Raw genomic sequence first — 16754 nt, forward strand, 5'->3', positions numbered from 1 at the left:
TGCGAGCGGTGATAGCCAAAAGATAATATGCCGCGACCGCACTGAGGACAGCTGAACGCGTGGGCGGCATAGCGTGATCTGGTCCACTGGACCAGATCACCCCTACGTATTCCTGCGCGGATAACCCTGCGCCAGGATGCGTTCCCACACGCGCTCCTTTTCGTCGGCGCTCATCACCACCCACTGCGATACTTCGGCCACGGTGCGCCCGCAGCCGCGGCAGATCTCGTCGAAGGTGGTCGAGCATACCGCGACACAAGGCGTGTCCGGACGCTCGGCCGGCTTAGCGCGCTGGTCCGACATCGAGCTTGTCCCAGCCGTCGTGGCCGAGCTTTTCCATGGTATCGATGTTCTTCTCGAAGATCTCGGCCGCCTCCGGAAAAGCCTCGACCGCACGGTCGATGCTGTCCTCGCGCAGCAGGTGCAGGATCGGATACGGCGCGCGGTTGGTGTAGTTCGCGATGTCGTTGGGATCGGTGTCGGCGAACTGGTAGTCCGGATGGAAGCTCGCCACCTGCAGTTCGCCGTCGAGCTGCATGTCCTCGACCGCCGCGTCGGCCACGTCCAGGAATTCGTTGTAGTCCGCGAAATCGTTCAGCACGAAGGGATGAATCAGCAGGGTCGTGTCGACCTGCTCGGCCGGGGTATCCGACAGATGCTGCAGCTCGTCCATGAGCTGCTCCAGCAGCGCTTCCGGCGTGGTCGCGCTCGAGACGACGTAGCGCACCTGCTCCTTCACGTAGACGGACTTGGCGAAGGGGCACAGGTTCAGGCCGATGACGGCCCGCTCCAGCCAGCGGCGGGTGGCGGCGACGATGGCGTCGTCGTCGGCGTTCGGGTTTGCAATACTCATGGATGACAAATCAAAAAAAACGCGGATGGCAGAAGCCGGATTGTACGCACACTTTGCGCGCCCTCATAGATTGACACCCCTCGGAAGCTAGGCTAGCCATAAAACGGACGGGCCAGCCGGGGCTTGCCCCAGCACCGGCCATCCGCAGCTTCCTGCCGCGATTTCGCCTGCATCTTCCGGCAATGTCTGTTTTCATGATGTTAATTTTCGGGAATGAAGTGCGGCAAGAAATTTGTAACGATGAGGACATATGCCTTGACTGACTCAAGCATGACTACGTACACTGCCCTCTTGACCAGTACGTTCGTTCTCGAACGCAACATTGGAAAGCGATGCACGACATGATCCGCAAGACTGTAGCGACTGCCGCGCTGGCACTGCTGGCCACCTCCCCGATCACCTACGCGATGGACACCGCGCCTGCCGGCGCCGCACCCGCCGCCGTACTGAGCGCCCGTAGCGCCGCGCCGCTGGCGCCCGGCCTGCTGAAGGTCGACGAGTACAAGGAAACCGACGTCTGGGGCCGTATCCGCAGCGGTTACGCCATTCCCGACCTCGACAACAGCCTGGTCGCACGCCACACTCAGGCCTACAGCGCACGTCCGGACAGCCTCAAGCGCATCTCGGGCCGTGCTTCGCCCTATCTCTACCACGTGGTGCAGGAACTGGAAAAGCGCGGCATGCCGACCGAGCTGGCCCTGCTGCCGGTGATCGAGTCCGGTTTCAACCCGCAGGCCCTGTCGACCGCCAATGCGGCCGGCCTGTGGCAGTTCGTGCCGGGCACCGGCAAGGACTACAACCTCAAGCAGAACATGTTCAAGGACGAGCGCCGCGGCGTGCTGGCCTCGACCGATGCGGCGCTGAGCTACCTGCAGCGCCTGTACACGATGTTCGGCGACTGGCAGCTGGCCCTGGCAGCATATAACTGGGGCGAAGGCAACATCCAGCGCATCATCAAGAAGAACCAGGCGCTCGGCAAGGGCACCGACTTCGACAGCCTCGCCGAGCTGATGCCGGCCGAAACCCGCAACTACGTACCGAAGCTGCAGGCAGTCAAGAATATCGTCGCCAACCCGTCGCAATACAACGTGGCCCTGCCGGCGATCGAGAACCAGCCCTACTTCACCGCCGTCGACAAGACCAGCGACATCGACGTCGCCGTCGCCGCCCAGCTGGCCGAAATGTCGCTCGACGAATTCCGCGCGCTGAATCCGCAGTTCAAGAAGCCGGTGATCACCGGCGGCGAAAAGACCAAGATCCTGCTGCCGAAGGAAAACGCCGAAAAGTTCCATCTGAACCTGGCGCAGTGGGGCCGCGAGCTGTCGACCTGGACCACGCACAAGATCACCGGTGCGCGCGTCTCCATCGCCTCGCTGGCATCGAAATTCGGCACCACCCCGGAAATCATCCGCCAAGCCAATAACATCCCGGCGAAAACGACCCTGAAAGCCGGCTCCACCATCCTGGTGCCGAAGGCCTCGGCCTCGCAAGCCGGCGACATCGCCGAGAACATCATCGAGAATGCGGTGGTGGCCTTCGAAGCCGAACGCAGCCCACGCGTGAAGGCCTCGGCCTCGCGCTACAAGGCCAAGGCAGGCACGTCGAGCAAGAAGCGTATCTCCCGCAACACCTCGTCCAAGCGCAAGCAGCGCTGAAGCGCACTGCAACATGCCGGCACTTAAGCCGGCCTTAATCTAACGCCCGCTGCGCCCGCCGCGTTCGCACAACTGTGCGAACGCGTGCAGACTTTTTCAAACTCCTGTATAGTGTCGTTTGTGCGCTGCAATAGCAGGTCCGAACAGACAGGATCCAGCAGTTCACCACAGCAGTACCCAAGCAGCATCGCAAGCCTGGCGATACATTTATCGCCCTCCTGAAAAGCCCTCCCGCCCTGTGTGTCAGCACCAAGACACCGTCCCGGCGCAAAGCTTTTGTGCCGAAATTTCTTTCATTTCTGAGTCATTTCGTAGTGTTGGTTCGCGTTGCTATTTTGCGCTCGTCGTTTCGACACGCGCGATCATGATTTATTCCGAAAGTAAAAGTACACATGAGTTTTGAAGCACTAGGTTTACACGCGTCGCTCGTCAAGGCAGTTGCCACCGCCGGCTATACCAAGCCGACTCCGGTGCAGGAACAGGCCATCCCCGCCGGCATCGCCGGCCGTGACCTGCTGGTGTCCTCGCAGACCGGCTCGGGCAAGACCGCGGCATTCATGCTGCCGGCCCTGCACAAGCTGGCCGGCATCGAACCGGCGCCCCAGAGCCGCACCCCTGCGCAGAGCGCGCAGTCGGCGCGCGCCCGTGGCGAACGCGTCCGTTTCACCCCGGCCCAGCCGAAGATGCTGGTCCTGACCCCGACCCGCGAACTGGCACTGCAAGTGACCACCGCGACCGAACAATATACCTCGGACATGCGCCGCATCCGCGCCGTGTCGATCCTGGGCGGCATGCCTTACCCGAAGCAGATGCAACTGCTGTCGAAGAATCCTGAAATCCTGGTGGCAACGCCGGGCCGCCTGATCGACCACATGGAATCGGGCAAGATCGACTTCTCGCAACTGGAAATCCTGGTGCTGGACGAAGCCGACCGCATGCTGGACATGGGTTTCATCGACGATATCGAAAAAATCGTCGCCGCTACCCCGGCCAGTCGCCAGACCATGCTGTTCTCGGCCACCCTGGACGGCGTCGTCGGCAACATGGCGCGCCGCATCACCAAGGATCCGCAGACCATCCAGATCCTTAGCGCGACCAACCGCCACGAGAACATCGTGCAGAAGGTGCACTTCGTCGACGACCTGTCGCACAAGAACCGCCTGCTCGACCACCTGCTGCGCGACGAAACGATGGACCAGGCCGTGGTGTTCACCGCCACCAAGCGTGACGCCGACATGATCGCCGACCGCCTGAACATCGCCGGCTTCGCGGCCGCTGCCCTGCACGGCGACATGCACCAGGGCGCGCGCAACCGCACCCTGGACGGCATGCGCCGCGGCCAGGTGCGCGTGCTGGTGGCGACCGACGTCGCCGCCCGCGGCATCGACGTGCCGACCATCACCCACGTGGTGAACTACGACCTGCCGAAGTTCCCGGAAGATTACGTGCACCGCATCGGCCGTACCGGCCGTGCAGGCCGCAACGGCCTGGCGATCTCGCTGGTGAACCACGCGGAAGGCATGAACGTGAAGCGCATCGAGCGCTTCACCAAGCAGCTGATTCCGGTCGACGTCGTGGAAGGCTTCGAGCCGAAGCGTTCGGCGCCTGCCCGCTCGGGTTCGCGTCCAGGCTGGAAACCGGGCGACGGCCGCAATGCCGCCAAGCCGGGCCAGCGCAGCTTCGCCAAGCCGGGCTATGGCGACCGTGCACCGCGTGAAGGTGGTTTCGCCGACCGCGCGCCGCGTGAAGCCGGCTATGCCCGTCCTGCGGACAGCCGTTATGCCGACCGCGGTCCGCGTGAAGGCTTCGGCGCACCGCGTACCGGTGGCTACGGCGACCGTCCGCAGCGTGAAGGCGGCTACCGCCGCGACGCGGCACCGCGCGAAGGCGCACCGGCCACCGCACCGCGCGAAGGCGGCTACCGTGGCAACCGCCCGGAAGGCGCACGCCGTGAAGGCGGCTTTGCCAAGCCGGCGCATCCGCGCTCGGCCGACGGCACCCGCCGCAGCTTCGGCGAATACTGATCGTTGAACGTCCCATGAAAAATGGCTGCCTCGGCAGCCATTTTTTTCGTCCCTGCTCCCGGCGTATAATCGCAATCCCGACTATTGGAGAACCCGGCAGTGCGCAAGCGCATCGTGATCGTCAGCCCCGCGACCGCCCGCGAGAACAACGGCAACTGGCAGACCGCGAGCCGCTGGGCGCGTTTCCTGCGCGGCGCCCACGAGGTGCACATCGCGGGGGGCTGGTCGGCCGGCGATCCGGCGCCTAGCCTGATGATCGCCCTGCATGCGCGCCGCTCGGCCGCTGCGCTGGCAGCCTTCAGTAATGCCCATCCCGACCGGCCGTCCGTGCTGGTCCTGACCGGCACCGACCTCTACCGCGACATCGGCTCCGACGCGCAGGCACGCGCTTCCCTCGATCGCGCCACGGCCCTGGTCCTGCTGCAGCCGGCCGGCCTGGCCCTGCTGCCGCAGGCGCTGCACGGCAAGGCCCGCGTCATCTACCAGTCGGCGCCGGCCCTGCGTCCATGGCGCCCATCGGCCACGCCGCGCTACCGCGACATCTGCATGATCGGCCACCTGCGCGACGAGAAAGACCCCATGAGCTTCATCCGCGCCGCGGACCTGGTGACGCATCCTGCCGCGCGCCTGCAGCACATCGGCGCGGCACTCGACCCGGCGCTGGGCCGGGCCGCCGAGCGCTGCCAGTCGCACAACCTGCGCTACCGCTGGCTCGGCGCCCTGCCCCACGCCGCCGCACGCCAGCGCCTCAAGCGCTGCCACGCGATGGCGATCACCTCGCGTATGGAAGGCGGCGCCAACGTGATCATCGAAGCCGTCACCAGCGGCGTGCCGGTGCTGGCCTCGGATATCAACGGCAACCGCGGCATGCTGGGCGACGATTACGCCGGCTATTTCACGGCGGGCGACGCGGCCGCGCTGGCGCGCCTGATCGACCGGATCATTGGCGATGCCGCCTTCGACGCCCTGTTGCGGCGCCAGTGCGCGGCCCGCACCGCCCTGTTCGCCCCAAGCGCCGAGCAAGCGGCGCTGCGCGACTTGGTGGATAATCTTCTCCTTCATGCGCCAGACGCAAGCACAAACACGGAATAACGATGAGCACCACGATGAGCACCACGGCCGAGCAAGCCATCAAACTCACTTCCTTCTCGCACGGCGGCGGCTGCGGCTGCAAGATCGCCCCGGGCGTGCTGGCCGAAATCCTGAACAAGTCCGCCGGCTTCCCGGTGCCGAAGGAGCTGATGGTCGGCATCGAGACCGCCGACGATGCCGCCGTCTACAAGCTCAACGACGAGCAGGCCCTGATCGCCACCACCGACTTCTTCATGCCGATCGTCGACGATCCCTTCGACTTCGGCCGTATCGCCGCGACCAATGCGATCTCGGACGTGTACGCGATGGGCGGCACCCCGATCATGGCCCTGGCCCTGGTCGGCATGCCGGTCAACAAGCTGCCGCTCGAGACCATCGGCCAGATCATCCGCGGCGGCGAGTCCGTGTGCGCCGACGCCGGCATCCCGATTGCGGGCGGCCACACCATCGATTCGGTCGAGCCGATCTACGGCCTGGTGGTGCTGGGCCTGGTGCACCCCTCGAAGGTCAAGCGCAATGCCGACGCCCGCGCGGGCGACGTGCTGGTCCTCGGCAAGCCGCTCGGCGTGGGCGTGCTGTCGGCCGCCCTGAAGAAGGATGCGCTGGGCGAAGACGGCTATGCGGCGATGATCGCCAACACGACCAAACTGAACAAGCCTGGCCGCCTGCTGGCCGACATGCCCGGCGTGCACGCGCTGACCGACGTCACCGGCTTCGGCCTGCTCGGCCACCTGCTGGAACTGGCGCGCGGCGCGAAACTGTCGGCCACGCTCGATATGGACAAGGTGCCGCTGCTGCCGGGCGTGCTGCAGCTGGCGCAGGACGGTTTCTTCACCGGCGCCTCCGGCCGCAACTGGGACGCCTACGGCAAGGACGTGGAACTCGGCGCCGCCGTCACCCCGGCCCAGCGCGCCCTGCTGACCGACCCGCAGACCTCGGGCGGCCTGCTGGTGTCTTGCGATCCGGCCAGCGTGGACGAGGTGCTCGCGCTGTTCGCGCGCGAAGGCTTCGCCGAAGCGGCGGTGATCGGCCGCATGGAAGCAGGCACGCCCCGGGTCAGCGTCGCCTAAGAGACCATCCCTTCGAAACGGTCCGCCAGCACTTCGGCCTGGCGCGCCGGATCGAAATCCGCATGGCGGTGCGCGAAAGCCGCCGCGGCCTCGCTGTAGGCCGGGCGTTCCAGCAGCGCCGCCACCATCGCATCCCAGTCGCGCGGACGCGGCAGCCCCATCGCATTGATCCCCGCCCCCAGCTGCGCCACCCGGCGCGCCATCAGGAAGCTTTCCGCCGCATGCGGCAGCATCAGCAGCGGCCGTCCGGCCAGCAAGGCCTGCGCCACCAGCGCTTCGCCCGCGTGGCTGACCACCAGTTCGCAGCCTGTCAATGCCGCGGGCAGCCCCACCGGCGCGGATGCATAGTGGATCAGGGGACTGTCGACCGGGACCGGCGCGCCGCCCGCGACGTCGGGCATGTAGCACAGCACCCGGCAGCCCCGGCGCACCAGCGCCCCCAGCACCTCGGCCGATTCCGGCACCCCGCGGCGCAGGTAGGCGAACACGCGCCGCCCCTCCCCTGACGGCCACTGCGCCGGCCCTGCGGCCGGCTGCGGCAGGTTCGGCCCCAGCCAGGGACCGCCGCCGCTGCGGCCGAAGTGGTCGAGCTCGGGCCAGGTGCACAACAGCGGGTGGTCGCCGAGCAGCAGCTCGGCGCCGCGTGCCAGCGGCGCCGCGCCATGCGCGGCCAGGACGGTATTGGCGCTGTCGAGCAGGCGCGCCTCGGTCGCACGCAGGCGTTCCGGCTGCGGCGCTTCCCAGCCGCGCAAGGGCGGCAGCGGCTCGCCGGCGGGCGGCATCGTGAAGCCCGGCCCCACCGCCGCGCCGGGCAAGCCCAGGCTGCGCGCCGCGAGAAGTGCGGTCGGCGCGTAGTCGGCGATGACCAGGTCGGGACGCCCCTGCTGGAACAAGGCGCGCCAGCCCTCGCACAGGCCGGCCAGCGCGTCGGCGTCCAGGTAGCCGCAGGCGAGCAGGATCTCGGCCAGGCTGGCCTGGTCCGGCGGCAGGCCGGCGGTGCGGTGCAGCCAGACCGGCGCCTGCAGGGTCGGGATATCCAGTCCCAGCAGGAGGCGGCGCGTCAGGACCAGGTCGCGCAACACGAAGCTCACCCGGTGGCCGCGCGCGCGCAGCGGCAGTGCGATCGATTTCAGGCGGCCCGCGTGTCCGAGCCCGCCGCCGAGTTCCCAGCAAAGAGTGAAGTGCGCCATGCCCGGCAGTGTAGCCGAAGGCCCGGTTTGCCGGGCATGGCTCAGGTCGTGGAAGGGAAAAGTGGAGACTCAGCGAAGCGCCAGTTCAGGCTGATTGCGAAGCCTGACTTCGACCGCCGGGCCCTCGCTTGCCTCCTTGCGCCGAACCAGGATCTTGCCATCGAGCGTGCTGAATTCGCCGTTGCTGGTGCCACGCATTCTCTCGCGAGGCCCCTTGTCGAGGCGGGCATAGACTTTGAACCCATCAAAATTGATTTCCAAACGGCGACCATCGCTCAGTTCGTAATCGCCCGCGACCTCGGCCATTTGTTGCGTGCTCGCTGGTCCCATTTCCGCAGCTCCGGCTAGCGGAGTAGCGACGATGGCAACAAGGGCGACAATGGCGGCGGCGGATGGGATGGTAAGGCGCATGATGGCTCTCCTGGTAGTTGGTCGAGGGGATGACCGCGACAGCGCGGCCATGTACCCTACTGTAACCATCGAGCGAATAAAGAAATTGCTCCAAGTTAATTCGAGTTTCCGTCGAGAACGACTTTGCGCAGATCCCGTGAACACAAGCCCCAGCCTAGCCCGGCGGCTCGGTGTGCATCGGCTCCGGCGGCCGGTCGACCTCCCCATGCCCGACGCGTTCGTACTCGGCGATCACCTGGGCGCCAAGCAGCAGCAAGGTGGCGGCAATCTCGAGGCTGAACATGACCACGATCGCGGTCGTCATCGAGCCGTACACGACGTTCACCTGCGACAGGGTCGAGAAGTACCAGATCAGCACGTGGCGCGCGATCTCCCACAGCAGCGCCGCGGTGATGCCGCCCACCAGCGCATGCCAGACCGACAGGCGCCCGACCGGCATCACCAGGTAGATCGAGGTCAGCACCAGGATTTCGCCCAGCAGCCCGAGCAGGTAGAGCAGTACGCCCGAGACGCCGCCCAGCGACCACTCGACGCCGAACAGCCAGACGCTCTCCTGGCCCATCACCTCCAGCGTCCCCGCCACCAGGGTGACGATCATGACGCCGAGGCCGAGCGCCAGGATGTAGCAGTACGGGAGCACGGCCGACACCAGGAAGTGGCGGCGCCTGACCGCCACCCGGTGGACGAAGATCACGCTCATCGCGTTCTCCAGCACCGTGAAGGCGAGCGAGCTGAAGAACAGCATGGTCGCGCCCAGCAGCCAGGTGATCAGCTCGCGGTTGCCGAGGAAGTGGGCCACCTCGTCCACGATCGGCCCGGTCTGCCCGGGCACCAGCAGCCCGAGGTAGCGGCGCATGGTCTCGAGCAGCTCGGCCTGGTCGATGAAATGCGACAGCGCCACCACCACCAGCATCAGGAAGGGCACGATCGACAGCAGGGCGTAATAGGCCACGGCGCCGGCCAGCAGCAGGCCCTGGTTGGCGCGGAAGCCGCGGATGACCTGCAGGGTGAAGGCGAAGGGATGCGACAGGATCCAGACGTTCGCGCGCTGGTCCAGCAGGCGCTCGCGCCAGCTCCGGCGACGGCTCATCGCGCCAGCCTGATCCCGGTGAACTGCCAGCGCGCTCCGGCCGGGAAGAAGTTGCGGTAGCTGGCGCGCGCATGGCCGCCGGGGGTGGCGCAGGAGGAGCCGCGCAGCACGTACTGGTTGACCATGAACTTGCCGTTGTACTCGCCGATGGCGCCGGCGGCCGGCGCATAGCCGGGGTAAGGCGCGTAGCTGCTGCTGGTCCACTGCCAGCAGGCCCCGAACATCTGCAGCAGGCCGTCGCCTTCGGCCGCCTCAGGGTGCAGGCCGCCGCTGTCCAGCAGGGCCTGGCGCGCGGCGAATTCCCACTCCGCCTCGGTCGGCAGGCGCAGGCCGCGCCAGCGCGCATAGGCGTCCGCTTCGTACAGCGAGACGTGGGTGACCGGGCGCCCCGGATCGAGCGCCTGCACGCCGTGCAGGGTGAACTCGCTCCAGCCGCCATCCTCGCCGGCGATCCAGTACAGCGGGTGAAGCATCTCGCCGGCGCAGACCCGGTCCCAGCCCTCGGCCAGCCACAGCGCGGGATCGCGGTAGCCGCCGGCGTCGATGAATTCGCGGTATTCGCCGTTGGTGACCAGGCGCGAGGCCAGCTCGAACGGTGCGACATAGGTGAGGTGGCGCGGCAGCTCGTTGTCGAAGCAGAAGCCGCTGCCGCCGTAGCCGATTTCGGCCAGGCCGCCGTCGAATTCGATCCAGGTCTGCGGTTCCGGCGCCGCGCCCGCTTCCATCGCCTGCGCCGAATACGCCGGGTACAGCGGATTCTGCGCAAGCAGGTGCTTGACGTCGGTGAGCATCAGCTCCTGGTGCTGCTGTTCGTGCTGTAGGCCGAGTTCGACGAGCGCCGCCACGTTCGAGTCGGCGCCTGCCCCCAGCAGCCTGCCGATGCGGCGGTCGACGTCGAGCCGGTAGGCGCGCACCTCGTCGAGCGAGGGCCGCGTGAGCAGGCCGCGCTGGGGACGCGGGTGCTTGGCGCCGATGCCGTTGTAATAGGAATTGAACAGCACCCGGAAGACGGCATGGAAGGGGGCGAAGCCCTCCTCGTGCGCTTCCAGGATGAAGGTTTCGAAGAACCAGGTGGTGTGCGCCAGGTGCCACTTGACGGGGCTGGCGTCGGGCATCGACTGCGCGCAGCAGTCCTCGCCCGACAAGGGAGCGGCGATCTCGAGCGAACGGCCGCGCACCCGCGAGAACGCGTGCAGGATGTCTTCGCGCTGCCCGATGCCCATCAGTGGATCGCCTGTGCGTGGATGACCGCGAACCAGCGCTGCGGATCGGTCCACACGCGGGTGGCCTCGAAGCCGGAGCGTTCCAGCAGCGCGATCGCGTCGGCCTGCTGGTACTTGTAGCTGTTCTCGGTGTGGATGGTGTCGCCGGCCGCAAACCTGCGGCTGCACGCCTGGCCGCCGCATTGCCAGTGCACTTCCTGGTCGCGCACGGCCTCGAGGTGCATCTCGACCCGGCCGCGTGCCGGGTCGTAGAAGCCGTGGTGGCGCCAGGCGCGGATGTCGAAGTCGGCGCCGACCAGGTGGTTCACGTGGCGCAGCACGTTCAGGTTGAAGGCCGCGGTGACGCCGAGGGCGTCGTCGTAGGCGGCGTCCAGCGTGTCCTTGTCCTTGGCCAGATCGACGCCGATCAGCACCCCGCCATCGTCGCCGCATTGCAGGCGCAGGCGGCGCAGGAAGCCCTGCGCTTCGTCGGGCGTGAAGTTGCCGATGGAGGAGCCGGGATAGAAGAACAGGCGGCGCGCCGCCGCTACCGTCGGCGGCAGTTCGAAGCGGCTGGAGAAGTCCATGCCCAGCCCTTGCATGTCGATGTGCGGGAAGCGCTGGCGCAGGCGCGCCAGGGCATCGCACAGGAATTCGGCCGAGATGTCGACCGCGACGTACTGGGCCGGCTGGAGCAGCGGGAACAGCGAGGCGGCCTTGGCGCAGTTGCCGGCGCCCAGGTCGACCAGCGTGGCGCCGCTGCCTGCCACGCGCGCGATCTCGGCGCCGTGGCGCGCGAAGATGGCCGCCTCGGTGCGGGTCGGGTAGTACTCGGGCAGTTCGCAGATGGCCTCGAACAGCTTGGAGCCGAGGGCGTCGTAGAGGAACTTGGGCGAGATCCAGGCCTCAGGCGCCTCGAGGCCGGCGTGCAGCTCGTCCGCCACGTGGGCGTTGGCGGCGCGCGGGCGGTCTTCCGTGCAGGAGATGTGCATAAGCGTTATCATTCGTGCCGCCATGCCGCACCATGCAGAATGGCTGAGGGATGCCCCAAGCTTGCAGAGCCGAAGCCGGGTTGCCGTTTTGGCCATCATAGCGGAATTCGGCCATCCACCGTTTTCGCCTGCGGTGCAGGCGTGACGACCGCGGTTCGTTAGTTCCCACATTCAATATGTTCGATAAGAAAGCCAACATGACTCCGTTCTCCCCTTCGCGTGTTCTGAAAACCATGTTCGCCGCTACCGCCACGGCCGGCCTGATGTTCGCCGCCGGCGGCGCGTATGCCCAGAACACGCCGGGTGTGCTGCGCGTCTCGGCCATTCCCGACGAAGCACCGACCGAACTGCAGCGCAAGTTCAAGCCGCTGGGCGACTACCTGGCCAAGGCGACCGGCCTGAAGGTCGAGTTCACCCCGGTGACCGACTACGCCGCCTCGGTCGAGGGCCTGATCAACCGCAAGATCGACATGGTCTGGTTTGGCGGCTTCACCTTCGTGCAGGCCAATGTTCGCAGCAAGGGCCAGGTCACCCCGCTGGTGCAGCGCGCCGAGGACGAGAAGTTCCGCTCGGTGTTCGTCACCACCAAGCCGGAGATCAACAAGCTGGAAGACCTGAAGGGCAAGACCCTGTCCTTCGGTTCCGAGTCGTCCACCTCGGGCCACCTGATGCCGCGCTCCTTCCTGCTGGGCGCCAAGGTGAATCCGGACACCGACCTGAAGCGCGTCGCCTTCTCGGGCGCGCATGACGCCACCGTGGCCGCGGTCGCGGGCGGCAAGGTCGATGCCGGCGCCCTCAACATCTCAGTCTGGGAAAAGCTGGTGGAAGCGAAGAAGGTCGACCCGAAGGCGGTGCGCGTGTTCTATACCACGCCCGGCTACTACGACTACAACTGGACCGTGCGCAGCGACATGAGCCCGGCCCTGCAGAAGAAGATCACCGACGCCTTCCTGGCGCTGGACGATTCGACCCCGGAAGGCAAGCAGATCCTGGAACTGCAGCGCGCCACGAAGTTCATCCCCACCAGGACGTCGAACTACTCGGCGATTGAAGCGGCGGCGCGCAACGCCGGCCTGCTGAAGTAATCCCGGGGCGCGATGAGCTTCCGGCTCGACAAGCTCACGGTCAGGCACCTGGCGGCGGCCCCACATGCGGCTCCCGCCCTGCATGACCTCGACCTGGCCATCGCACCCGGCGAGCAGCTGGCCCTGATCGGCCCTTCCGGCGCCGGCAAGACCACCCTGCTCGCCACCCTGGCCTGCGCCCACCGTCCGGCCGCGGGTGGCTTTTCCGTGTTCGGGCAAGAACCCTGGGCCTTGTCGCAGGGCGCACGCCACCGCCTGCGCGCGCGCCTGTTCCTGGCGCCGCAGACGCCGCCGCTGCCGCCGCGCCAGCGCGTGGTGACAGCGGTGCTGGCGGCGCGCCTGCCCCACATGAGCCTGTGGCAAGCCTTCGCCTCGCTGCTGCGCCCCGGCGATCCGGACGCGGCGCACGCCGCCCTGGCGCGCTTCGGCCTGGGCGACAAGCTGTATGCGCGGGTCGACCGCCTGTCCGGCGGCGAGCGCCAGCGCTGCGGCCTGGCGCGCCTGCTGCTGTCCAGTGCCGAAGCCCTGCTGGTGGACGAGCCGATCTCCGCGCTCGACCCGGCGCTGGCCCGCCACACGCTGGCCACTTTGCAGCAGGAAGCCGCCGAGCGCAAGGCGGCCCTGGTGTGCAGCCTGCACCAGGTCGACATGGCGCGCGCCCATTTCCCGCGCCTGGTCGGCCTGCGCGAAGGCCGCATCGTGTTCGATGCGCCGCGCGAAGCCGTCAGCGACGCCATGATCGCCGCGCTCTACGAGAACGACCAGGTCCAGCCGCACCCGCAGCACCCGCACGAATCGCCCGACCGCATCGCCGTCGGCGCCTGCTTCTGATGTCTGCCGCCCATCCCGATCCGGCCTGGCGCGGCCGCGTCGCCGCCACGCTCGTGTGCCTGCTGCTCCTGTGGCCGATGCTGGTGGCCAGCGAATTCAAGCCCTGGCTGCTGTTCGATCCGCAAAGCCTGGCGGCGGCCTGGGGCTTCCTTTCCGATTTCCTGCGCCCGGCGCTCGGGGCCGAGTTCCTGGCCCTGGTGCTGCGCGAGACCTGGCAGACCGTCGCCATCGCCACCGCCGGCCTGAGCCTGGCGCTACTGGGGGCGGTCCCGGCCACCATGCTGATCAGCGAGCGCCTGTCCATTTCGCGGCTCGGCACCGGGCGCATGCACCCGGCCGCGGCCCTGCTGCGCCAGCTGCTGCGCTGGGTGCTGGTGCTGCTGCGCAGCGTACCGGAACTGGTATGGGCGCTGCTGTTCGTGCGCATCGTCGGCCTCGGGCCGACCGCCGGCGTGCTGGCCATCGCCCTCACCTACTGCGGCATGCTGGCCAAGGTCTATGCCGAAATCCTCGAATCGTCGGACGCCCACGCCACCGACGCCCTGCTGGCCAACGGCAGCGGGCGCCTGAGCGCGCTGCTGTACGGGGCGCTGCCGGAGTCGAGCGCCGAACTGGTGTCCTATACCGTGTACCGCTGGGAGTGCGCGATCCGCGGCTCGGCGGTGATGGGTTTCGTCGGCGCCGGCGGCCTCGGCCAGCGCATGGAGGAATCCACCAAGATGATGGCGGGCGGTGAAGTCTCGACCATGCTGATCATGTTCGTGCTGCTGGTGGCGCTGGCCGACCTGGTCTCGAAGCTGCTGCGCCGGAGGTTGGCATGAAGTCCGCGCCTCCGCCACCGCCGCGCGCTTTCGGCACGCTGGTGCTGCTTGCCGCCCTGCTTGCGCTGGTCGTGGCCAGCTTCGCCTCGCTGCCGCTGCAGTGGGCCGCTTTCCTGACACCCGAAGCCCTGGGATCGGCAGCGGAATTCCTGTCCGGTTTCACGCCGCCCGAGACCGACCCGGCCTTCCTCGCGAAGACCGGGTCCGCCCTGTGGGAGACCCTGGCCATGTCGCTGGTCGGCACCCTGCTGGCGGCGGCCGGCGGCATGGCCCTGGCCCTGCCCGCGGCCGGACGTGCCGGCGCCGCCCTGCGCGGCATCACGCGGGTCCTGCTGAACATCCTGCGCTCGATTCCCGAACTGGTGTGGGCCGCGCTGCTGCTGGTCGCGGCCGGCCTCGGGCCCTTCGCCGGCACGCTGGCCCTGGCCGCCCACACCAGCGGTGTGCTGGGGCGCCTGTTCGCGGACGCCCTCGAGAACACCGAGCCGCTGCCGGAAGCCAGCCTGCGCACCAACGGCGCCTCGGCCCTGGCGGCCTTCCTGTATGCGACCTTGCCGCAAGCCCTGCCGCAAATGCTGTCCTATACCCTGTACCGCTGGGAGAACAATATCCGCGCCGCCGCCGTGCTGGGCGTGGTGGGCGCCGGCGGCCTGGGCCAGATGCTGAAATACCACCTGTCGCTGTTCCAGATGCAGAGCGCGGCCACCGTCGTGCTGGCGATGCTGCTGCTGGTGGCGGCGGTGGATGCCGCCAGTTTCCTGTTGCGCCGCGCGCTGACGCGCTGATATCAAGGAGAACCATGCTCGTACTCGACAAGCTGAGCAAGTCCTACGGCGGCCGCACGGTGCTGTCGGGGCTGTCGCATACCTTCCGCGCCGGTGAATTCGTGGCGATCATGGGCGAGTCGGGGGTCGGCAAGTCGACCCTGCTGAACATCATCGCGGGCCTGGACGCCCCGGACTCGGGCCAGGTGCTGGTGGACGGCACGCCGATGTCGGCGCTCGACGACGCGGCCGCGACCCGCCTGCGCCGCACCCGCATGGGCTTCATTTTCCAGGCCTTCCACGTGCTGCCGCACCTGACCCTGCACCAGAACGTCGCACTGCCGCTGCTGCTGAACCGTGAGCCCGATGCGCGCGCCGACGAGATGCTGGCCGCGGTCGGGCTGGCCGGGCGCGGCGCCGACTTCCCGCGCCAGCTGTCCGGCGGCGAGCTGCAGCGGGTGGCGATCGCGCGCGCCCTGGTGCACCGCCCCGCCCTGCTGCTGGCCGACGAACCGACCGGCAACCTCGACCCCGAGACCGCCGGCGGCATCCTCGCGCTGCTGCGCCGCGAGACCCGTCAGAGCGGCGCCGGCGCCATCATGGTCACCCACTCCCACGCCGCGGCCGCCATGGCCGACCAGGTCTTGCTCCTGACTCGTTCCGGATTGAAATTAGCGTAAATTCCGCGAAGAAATAAGCAAGTTACCGACGAGTTGCGCTCAATTCGTGAAACGTGCGTGGCGCAATCGTAGTAATATCACAACGACCCGCCACCAAATACCTGATCACAACAGGCAGGGCTTATTTCCAGAACAGTCGATCTGTCCCGAATCCATGTTTACAAATTCGGAGAAGCAACATGAGCGTCAGACAGAAAAAACAGGAAATGCTCGCCGCGATGCACCGGGCCCGCGCCCTGGAGCCGTCGAGCTTCGTGCCCAACAAGCTGCTCGATACCCTGATCGAGCGCATGCAGCTGAAAAACGATGCCGAGCTGTGCCGCGTGCTCGAGGTGCAGCCGCCAATCATCAGCAAGATCCGCCACCGCAAGCTCAACGTCGGCGCAACCATCCTGCTGCGCATGCACGAGAAGTCGAACATCCCGATCCGCGAACTGAAGGAACTGACCAGCGCCTCGATCCACTGACAACCCGCACGGACCGGCTTTGCGGGGCCGTTGGCGCAGGATGCGCTACGGTGTGGCCGGAGGCCGTCCGGTCTTGAGCTGGGGCAGTGCCGCCAGCACCGATTTGAGCGTGCCGATGTCGACCTGGCCCAGCAGGGCCACGCCGATGCGCAGCAATTCGCTCTTCTTGACGTCGATGCCGGCGCGCAGGCAGGCCTGCTTGACCTCGGCCAGCACGGCGTATTCCTGCTCGGGCATGGTGAAGCTGTCGCGCACCAGTACCGGGCGCGCGGCAGCCGGCACGTCGCGCACTGCCGCTGGTGCTACAGCCGGCTTGCGCGGGGCGCGTTTCGGCGTGGGGGCCGCCAGCGACTTCGCCGCCGCCTTGGCGGCCGCCTTGACGGCAGGCTTGGTGGACTTGGCCGGCGTTTTCGGCGCCGGTTTCGCGGCTTTCGCCGGCGCGGCCTTGGCGCGCGCGGCACCCTTTGCTGCCGCCGGGACGGCAGCTGACTTCCTGGGCATTACTGACTCCATCGTTCAAACAGCTA

Annotated in this window: 18 protein-coding genes; 10 read left to right on the top strand and 8 right to left on the bottom strand. The window is 67.5% G+C overall.

The genetic code is table 11. The annotated features are described in order from the left end of the window. Window positions 1-102 precede the first annotated feature (102 nt). Both ACSQ25_RS15490 and ACSQ25_RS15495 read right to left on the bottom strand, forming a co-directional pair. Window positions 103-303, bottom strand: coding sequence for a DUF1289 domain-containing protein (locus tag ACSQ25_RS15490; protein WP_436106565.1), 201 nt, complete (start codon window positions 301-303; stop codon window positions 103-105). After that, window positions 284-853 carry a DUF1415 domain-containing protein gene (locus ACSQ25_RS15495; RefSeq protein WP_436106566.1) on the bottom strand — a complete coding sequence of 190 codons (570 nt, stop codon included), beginning with the start codon at window positions 851-853 and terminating at the stop codon, window positions 284-286. The genes ACSQ25_RS15490 and ACSQ25_RS15495 overlap by 20 nt, the downstream gene beginning before the upstream one ends. Window positions 854-1185: 332 nt before the next feature. On the opposite strand from ACSQ25_RS15495, the gene ACSQ25_RS15500 reads away from it, so the two are divergent. From ACSQ25_RS15500 to selD, 4 genes are all read left to right on the top strand, one after another. Then, window positions 1186-2508 carry a transglycosylase SLT domain-containing protein gene (locus ACSQ25_RS15500; RefSeq protein WP_436106567.1) on the top strand — a complete coding sequence of 441 codons (1323 nt, stop codon included), beginning with the start codon at window positions 1186-1188 and terminating at the stop codon, window positions 2506-2508. A gap of 392 nt (window positions 2509-2900) precedes the next feature. Then, window positions 2901-4532, top strand: coding sequence for a DEAD/DEAH box helicase (locus ACSQ25_RS15505; protein ID WP_436106568.1), 1632 nt, complete (start codon window positions 2901-2903; stop codon window positions 4530-4532). 99 nt (window positions 4533-4631) lie between these two features. Further along, window positions 4632-5624 (top strand): selenoneine biosynthesis selenosugar synthase SenB, encoded by a 993-nt coding sequence (gene senB / locus ACSQ25_RS15510; RefSeq protein WP_436106569.1) that lies wholly within the window; start codon window positions 4632-4634, stop codon window positions 5622-5624. 14 nt (window positions 5625-5638) lie between these two features. Then, window positions 5639-6694 (top strand): selenide, water dikinase SelD, encoded by a 1056-nt coding sequence (gene selD / locus ACSQ25_RS15515; RefSeq protein ID WP_436108087.1) that lies wholly within the window; start codon window positions 5639-5641, stop codon window positions 6692-6694. On the opposite strand, the gene ACSQ25_RS15520 is transcribed toward selD, so the two are convergent. The 5 genes from ACSQ25_RS15520 to egtD form a co-directional block, all read right to left on the bottom strand. Further along, window positions 6691-7884 carry a glycosyltransferase gene (locus ACSQ25_RS15520; RefSeq protein ID WP_436106570.1) on the bottom strand — a complete coding sequence of 398 codons (1194 nt, stop codon included), beginning with the start codon at window positions 7882-7884 and terminating at the stop codon, window positions 6691-6693. The genes selD and ACSQ25_RS15520 overlap by 4 nt on opposite strands. A gap of 69 nt (window positions 7885-7953) precedes the next feature. Next, window positions 7954-8295, bottom strand: coding sequence for a hypothetical protein (locus ACSQ25_RS15525; RefSeq protein ID WP_436106571.1), 342 nt, complete (start codon window positions 8293-8295; stop codon window positions 7954-7956). 154 nt (window positions 8296-8449) lie between these two features. Next, window positions 8450-9385, bottom strand: coding sequence for a YihY/virulence factor BrkB family protein (locus ACSQ25_RS15530; protein WP_436106572.1), 936 nt, complete (start codon window positions 9383-9385; stop codon window positions 8450-8452). After that, a complete protein-coding gene (gene egtB, locus ACSQ25_RS15535) occupies window positions 9382-10608 on the bottom strand; it encodes an ergothioneine biosynthesis protein EgtB (protein WP_436106573.1) in 1227 nt (408 codons plus the stop codon). The genes ACSQ25_RS15530 and egtB overlap by 4 nt, the downstream gene beginning before the upstream one ends. Then, window positions 10608-11579 carry an L-histidine N(alpha)-methyltransferase gene (gene egtD, locus ACSQ25_RS15540; RefSeq protein ID WP_436106574.1) on the bottom strand — a complete coding sequence of 324 codons (972 nt, stop codon included), beginning with the start codon at window positions 11577-11579 and terminating at the stop codon, window positions 10608-10610. The genes egtB and egtD overlap by 1 nt, the downstream gene beginning before the upstream one ends. A gap of 197 nt (window positions 11580-11776) precedes the next feature. Here egtD and ACSQ25_RS15545 point away from each other — a divergent pair, with 197 nt between their 5' ends. The 6 genes from ACSQ25_RS15545 to ACSQ25_RS15570 all read left to right on the top strand — a co-directional run bounded on the left by ACSQ25_RS15545 (window position 11777) and on the right by ACSQ25_RS15570 (window position 16227). After that, entirely contained in the window at window positions 11777-12664 is an 888-nt protein-coding gene (locus ACSQ25_RS15545; protein WP_436106575.1) for a putative selenate ABC transporter substrate-binding protein, read from the top strand. Window positions 12665-12676: 12 nt separating this feature from the next. Further along, window positions 12677-13495, top strand: a complete 819-nt coding sequence (locus ACSQ25_RS15550) for a phosphonate ABC transporter ATP-binding protein (RefSeq protein ID WP_436106576.1) — start codon at window positions 12677-12679, stop codon at window positions 13493-13495. Further along, the gene (locus ACSQ25_RS15555) at window positions 13495-14316 is read left to right on the top strand and encodes a PhnE/PtxC family ABC transporter permease (protein ID WP_436106577.1); all 822 of its coding nucleotides are present in this window, start codon (window positions 13495-13497) and stop codon (window positions 14314-14316) included. The genes ACSQ25_RS15550 and ACSQ25_RS15555 overlap by 1 nt, the downstream gene beginning before the upstream one ends. After that, a complete protein-coding gene (phnE, locus tag ACSQ25_RS15560) occupies window positions 14313-15101 on the top strand; it encodes a phosphonate ABC transporter, permease protein PhnE (protein ID WP_436106578.1) in 789 nt (262 codons plus the stop codon). The genes ACSQ25_RS15555 and phnE overlap by 4 nt, the downstream gene beginning before the upstream one ends. Before the next feature lie 14 nt (window positions 15102-15115). Continuing rightward, on the top strand, window positions 15116-15760 hold the full coding sequence (locus tag ACSQ25_RS15565) for an ABC transporter ATP-binding protein (RefSeq protein WP_436106579.1): 645 nt from the start codon (window positions 15116-15118) through the stop codon (window positions 15758-15760). Window positions 15761-15939: 179 nt separating this feature from the next. Then, on the top strand, window positions 15940-16227 hold the full coding sequence (locus tag ACSQ25_RS15570) for a hypothetical protein (protein WP_036211798.1): 288 nt from the start codon (window positions 15940-15942) through the stop codon (window positions 16225-16227). Window positions 16228-16272: 45 nt separating this feature from the next. Here the strand turns inward: ACSQ25_RS15570 and ACSQ25_RS15575 are convergent, their stop codons facing one another. Continuing rightward, window positions 16273-16728 carry a hypothetical protein gene (locus ACSQ25_RS15575; RefSeq protein WP_436106580.1) on the bottom strand — a complete coding sequence of 152 codons (456 nt, stop codon included), beginning with the start codon at window positions 16726-16728 and terminating at the stop codon, window positions 16273-16275. Between the last annotated feature and the right edge of the window lie 26 nt (window positions 16729-16754).

Origin of the sequence: Massilia sp. LjRoot122, from assembly GCF_964252725.1 — a bacterium.
Taxonomy (GTDB): Bacteria; Pseudomonadota; Gammaproteobacteria; order Burkholderiales; family Burkholderiaceae_D; genus Telluria.

Bases quoted from the DNA above. Each gene is read 5' to 3' on its own strand.
- ACSQ25_RS15495 (WP_436106566.1), bottom strand. From the start codon at position 853: ATGAGTATTGCAAACCCGAACGCCGACGACGACGCCATCGTCGCCGCC.
- ACSQ25_RS15520 (WP_436106570.1), bottom strand. From the start codon at position 7,884: ATGGCGCACTTCACTCTTTGCTGGGAACTCGGCGGCGGGCTCGGACAC.
- ACSQ25_RS15545 (WP_436106575.1), top strand. From the start codon at position 11,777: ATGACTCCGTTCTCCCCTTCGCGTGTTCTGAAAACCATGTTCGCCGCT.
- ACSQ25_RS15555 (WP_436106577.1), top strand. From the start codon at position 13,495: ATGTCTGCCGCCCATCCCGATCCGGCCTGGCGCGGCCGCGTCGCCGCC.
- egtB (WP_436106573.1), bottom strand. From the start codon at position 10,608: ATGGGCATCGGGCAGCGCGAAGACATCCTGCACGCGTTCTCGCGGGTG.
- selD (WP_436108087.1), top strand. From the start codon at position 5,639: ATGAGCACCACGGCCGAGCAAGCCATCAAACTCACTTCCTTCTCGCAC.
- phnE (WP_436106578.1), top strand. From the start codon at position 14,313: ATGAAGTCCGCGCCTCCGCCACCGCCGCGCGCTTTCGGCACGCTGGTG.
- ACSQ25_RS15550 (WP_436106576.1), top strand. From the start codon at position 12,677: ATGAGCTTCCGGCTCGACAAGCTCACGGTCAGGCACCTGGCGGCGGCC.
- egtD (WP_436106574.1), bottom strand. From the start codon at position 11,579: ATGCACATCTCCTGCACGGAAGACCGCCCGCGCGCCGCCAACGCCCAC.
- ACSQ25_RS15500 (WP_436106567.1), top strand. From the start codon at position 1,186: ATGCACGACATGATCCGCAAGACTGTAGCGACTGCCGCGCTGGCACTG.
- ACSQ25_RS15570 (WP_036211798.1), top strand. From the start codon at position 15,940: ATGAGCGTCAGACAGAAAAAACAGGAAATGCTCGCCGCGATGCACCGG.
- ACSQ25_RS15575 (WP_436106580.1), bottom strand. From the start codon at position 16,728: ATGCCCAGGAAGTCAGCTGCCGTCCCGGCGGCAGCAAAGGGTGCCGCG.
- ACSQ25_RS15525 (WP_436106571.1), bottom strand. From the start codon at position 8,295: ATGCGCCTTACCATCCCATCCGCCGCCGCCATTGTCGCCCTTGTTGCC.
- ACSQ25_RS15505 (WP_436106568.1), top strand. From the start codon at position 2,901: ATGAGTTTTGAAGCACTAGGTTTACACGCGTCGCTCGTCAAGGCAGTT.
- ACSQ25_RS15530 (WP_436106572.1), bottom strand. From the start codon at position 9,385: ATGAGCCGTCGCCGGAGCTGGCGCGAGCGCCTGCTGGACCAGCGCGCG.
- ACSQ25_RS15565 (WP_436106579.1), top strand. From the start codon at position 15,116: ATGCTCGTACTCGACAAGCTGAGCAAGTCCTACGGCGGCCGCACGGTG.
- ACSQ25_RS15490 (WP_436106565.1), bottom strand. From the start codon at position 303: ATGTCGGACCAGCGCGCTAAGCCGGCCGAGCGTCCGGACACGCCTTGT.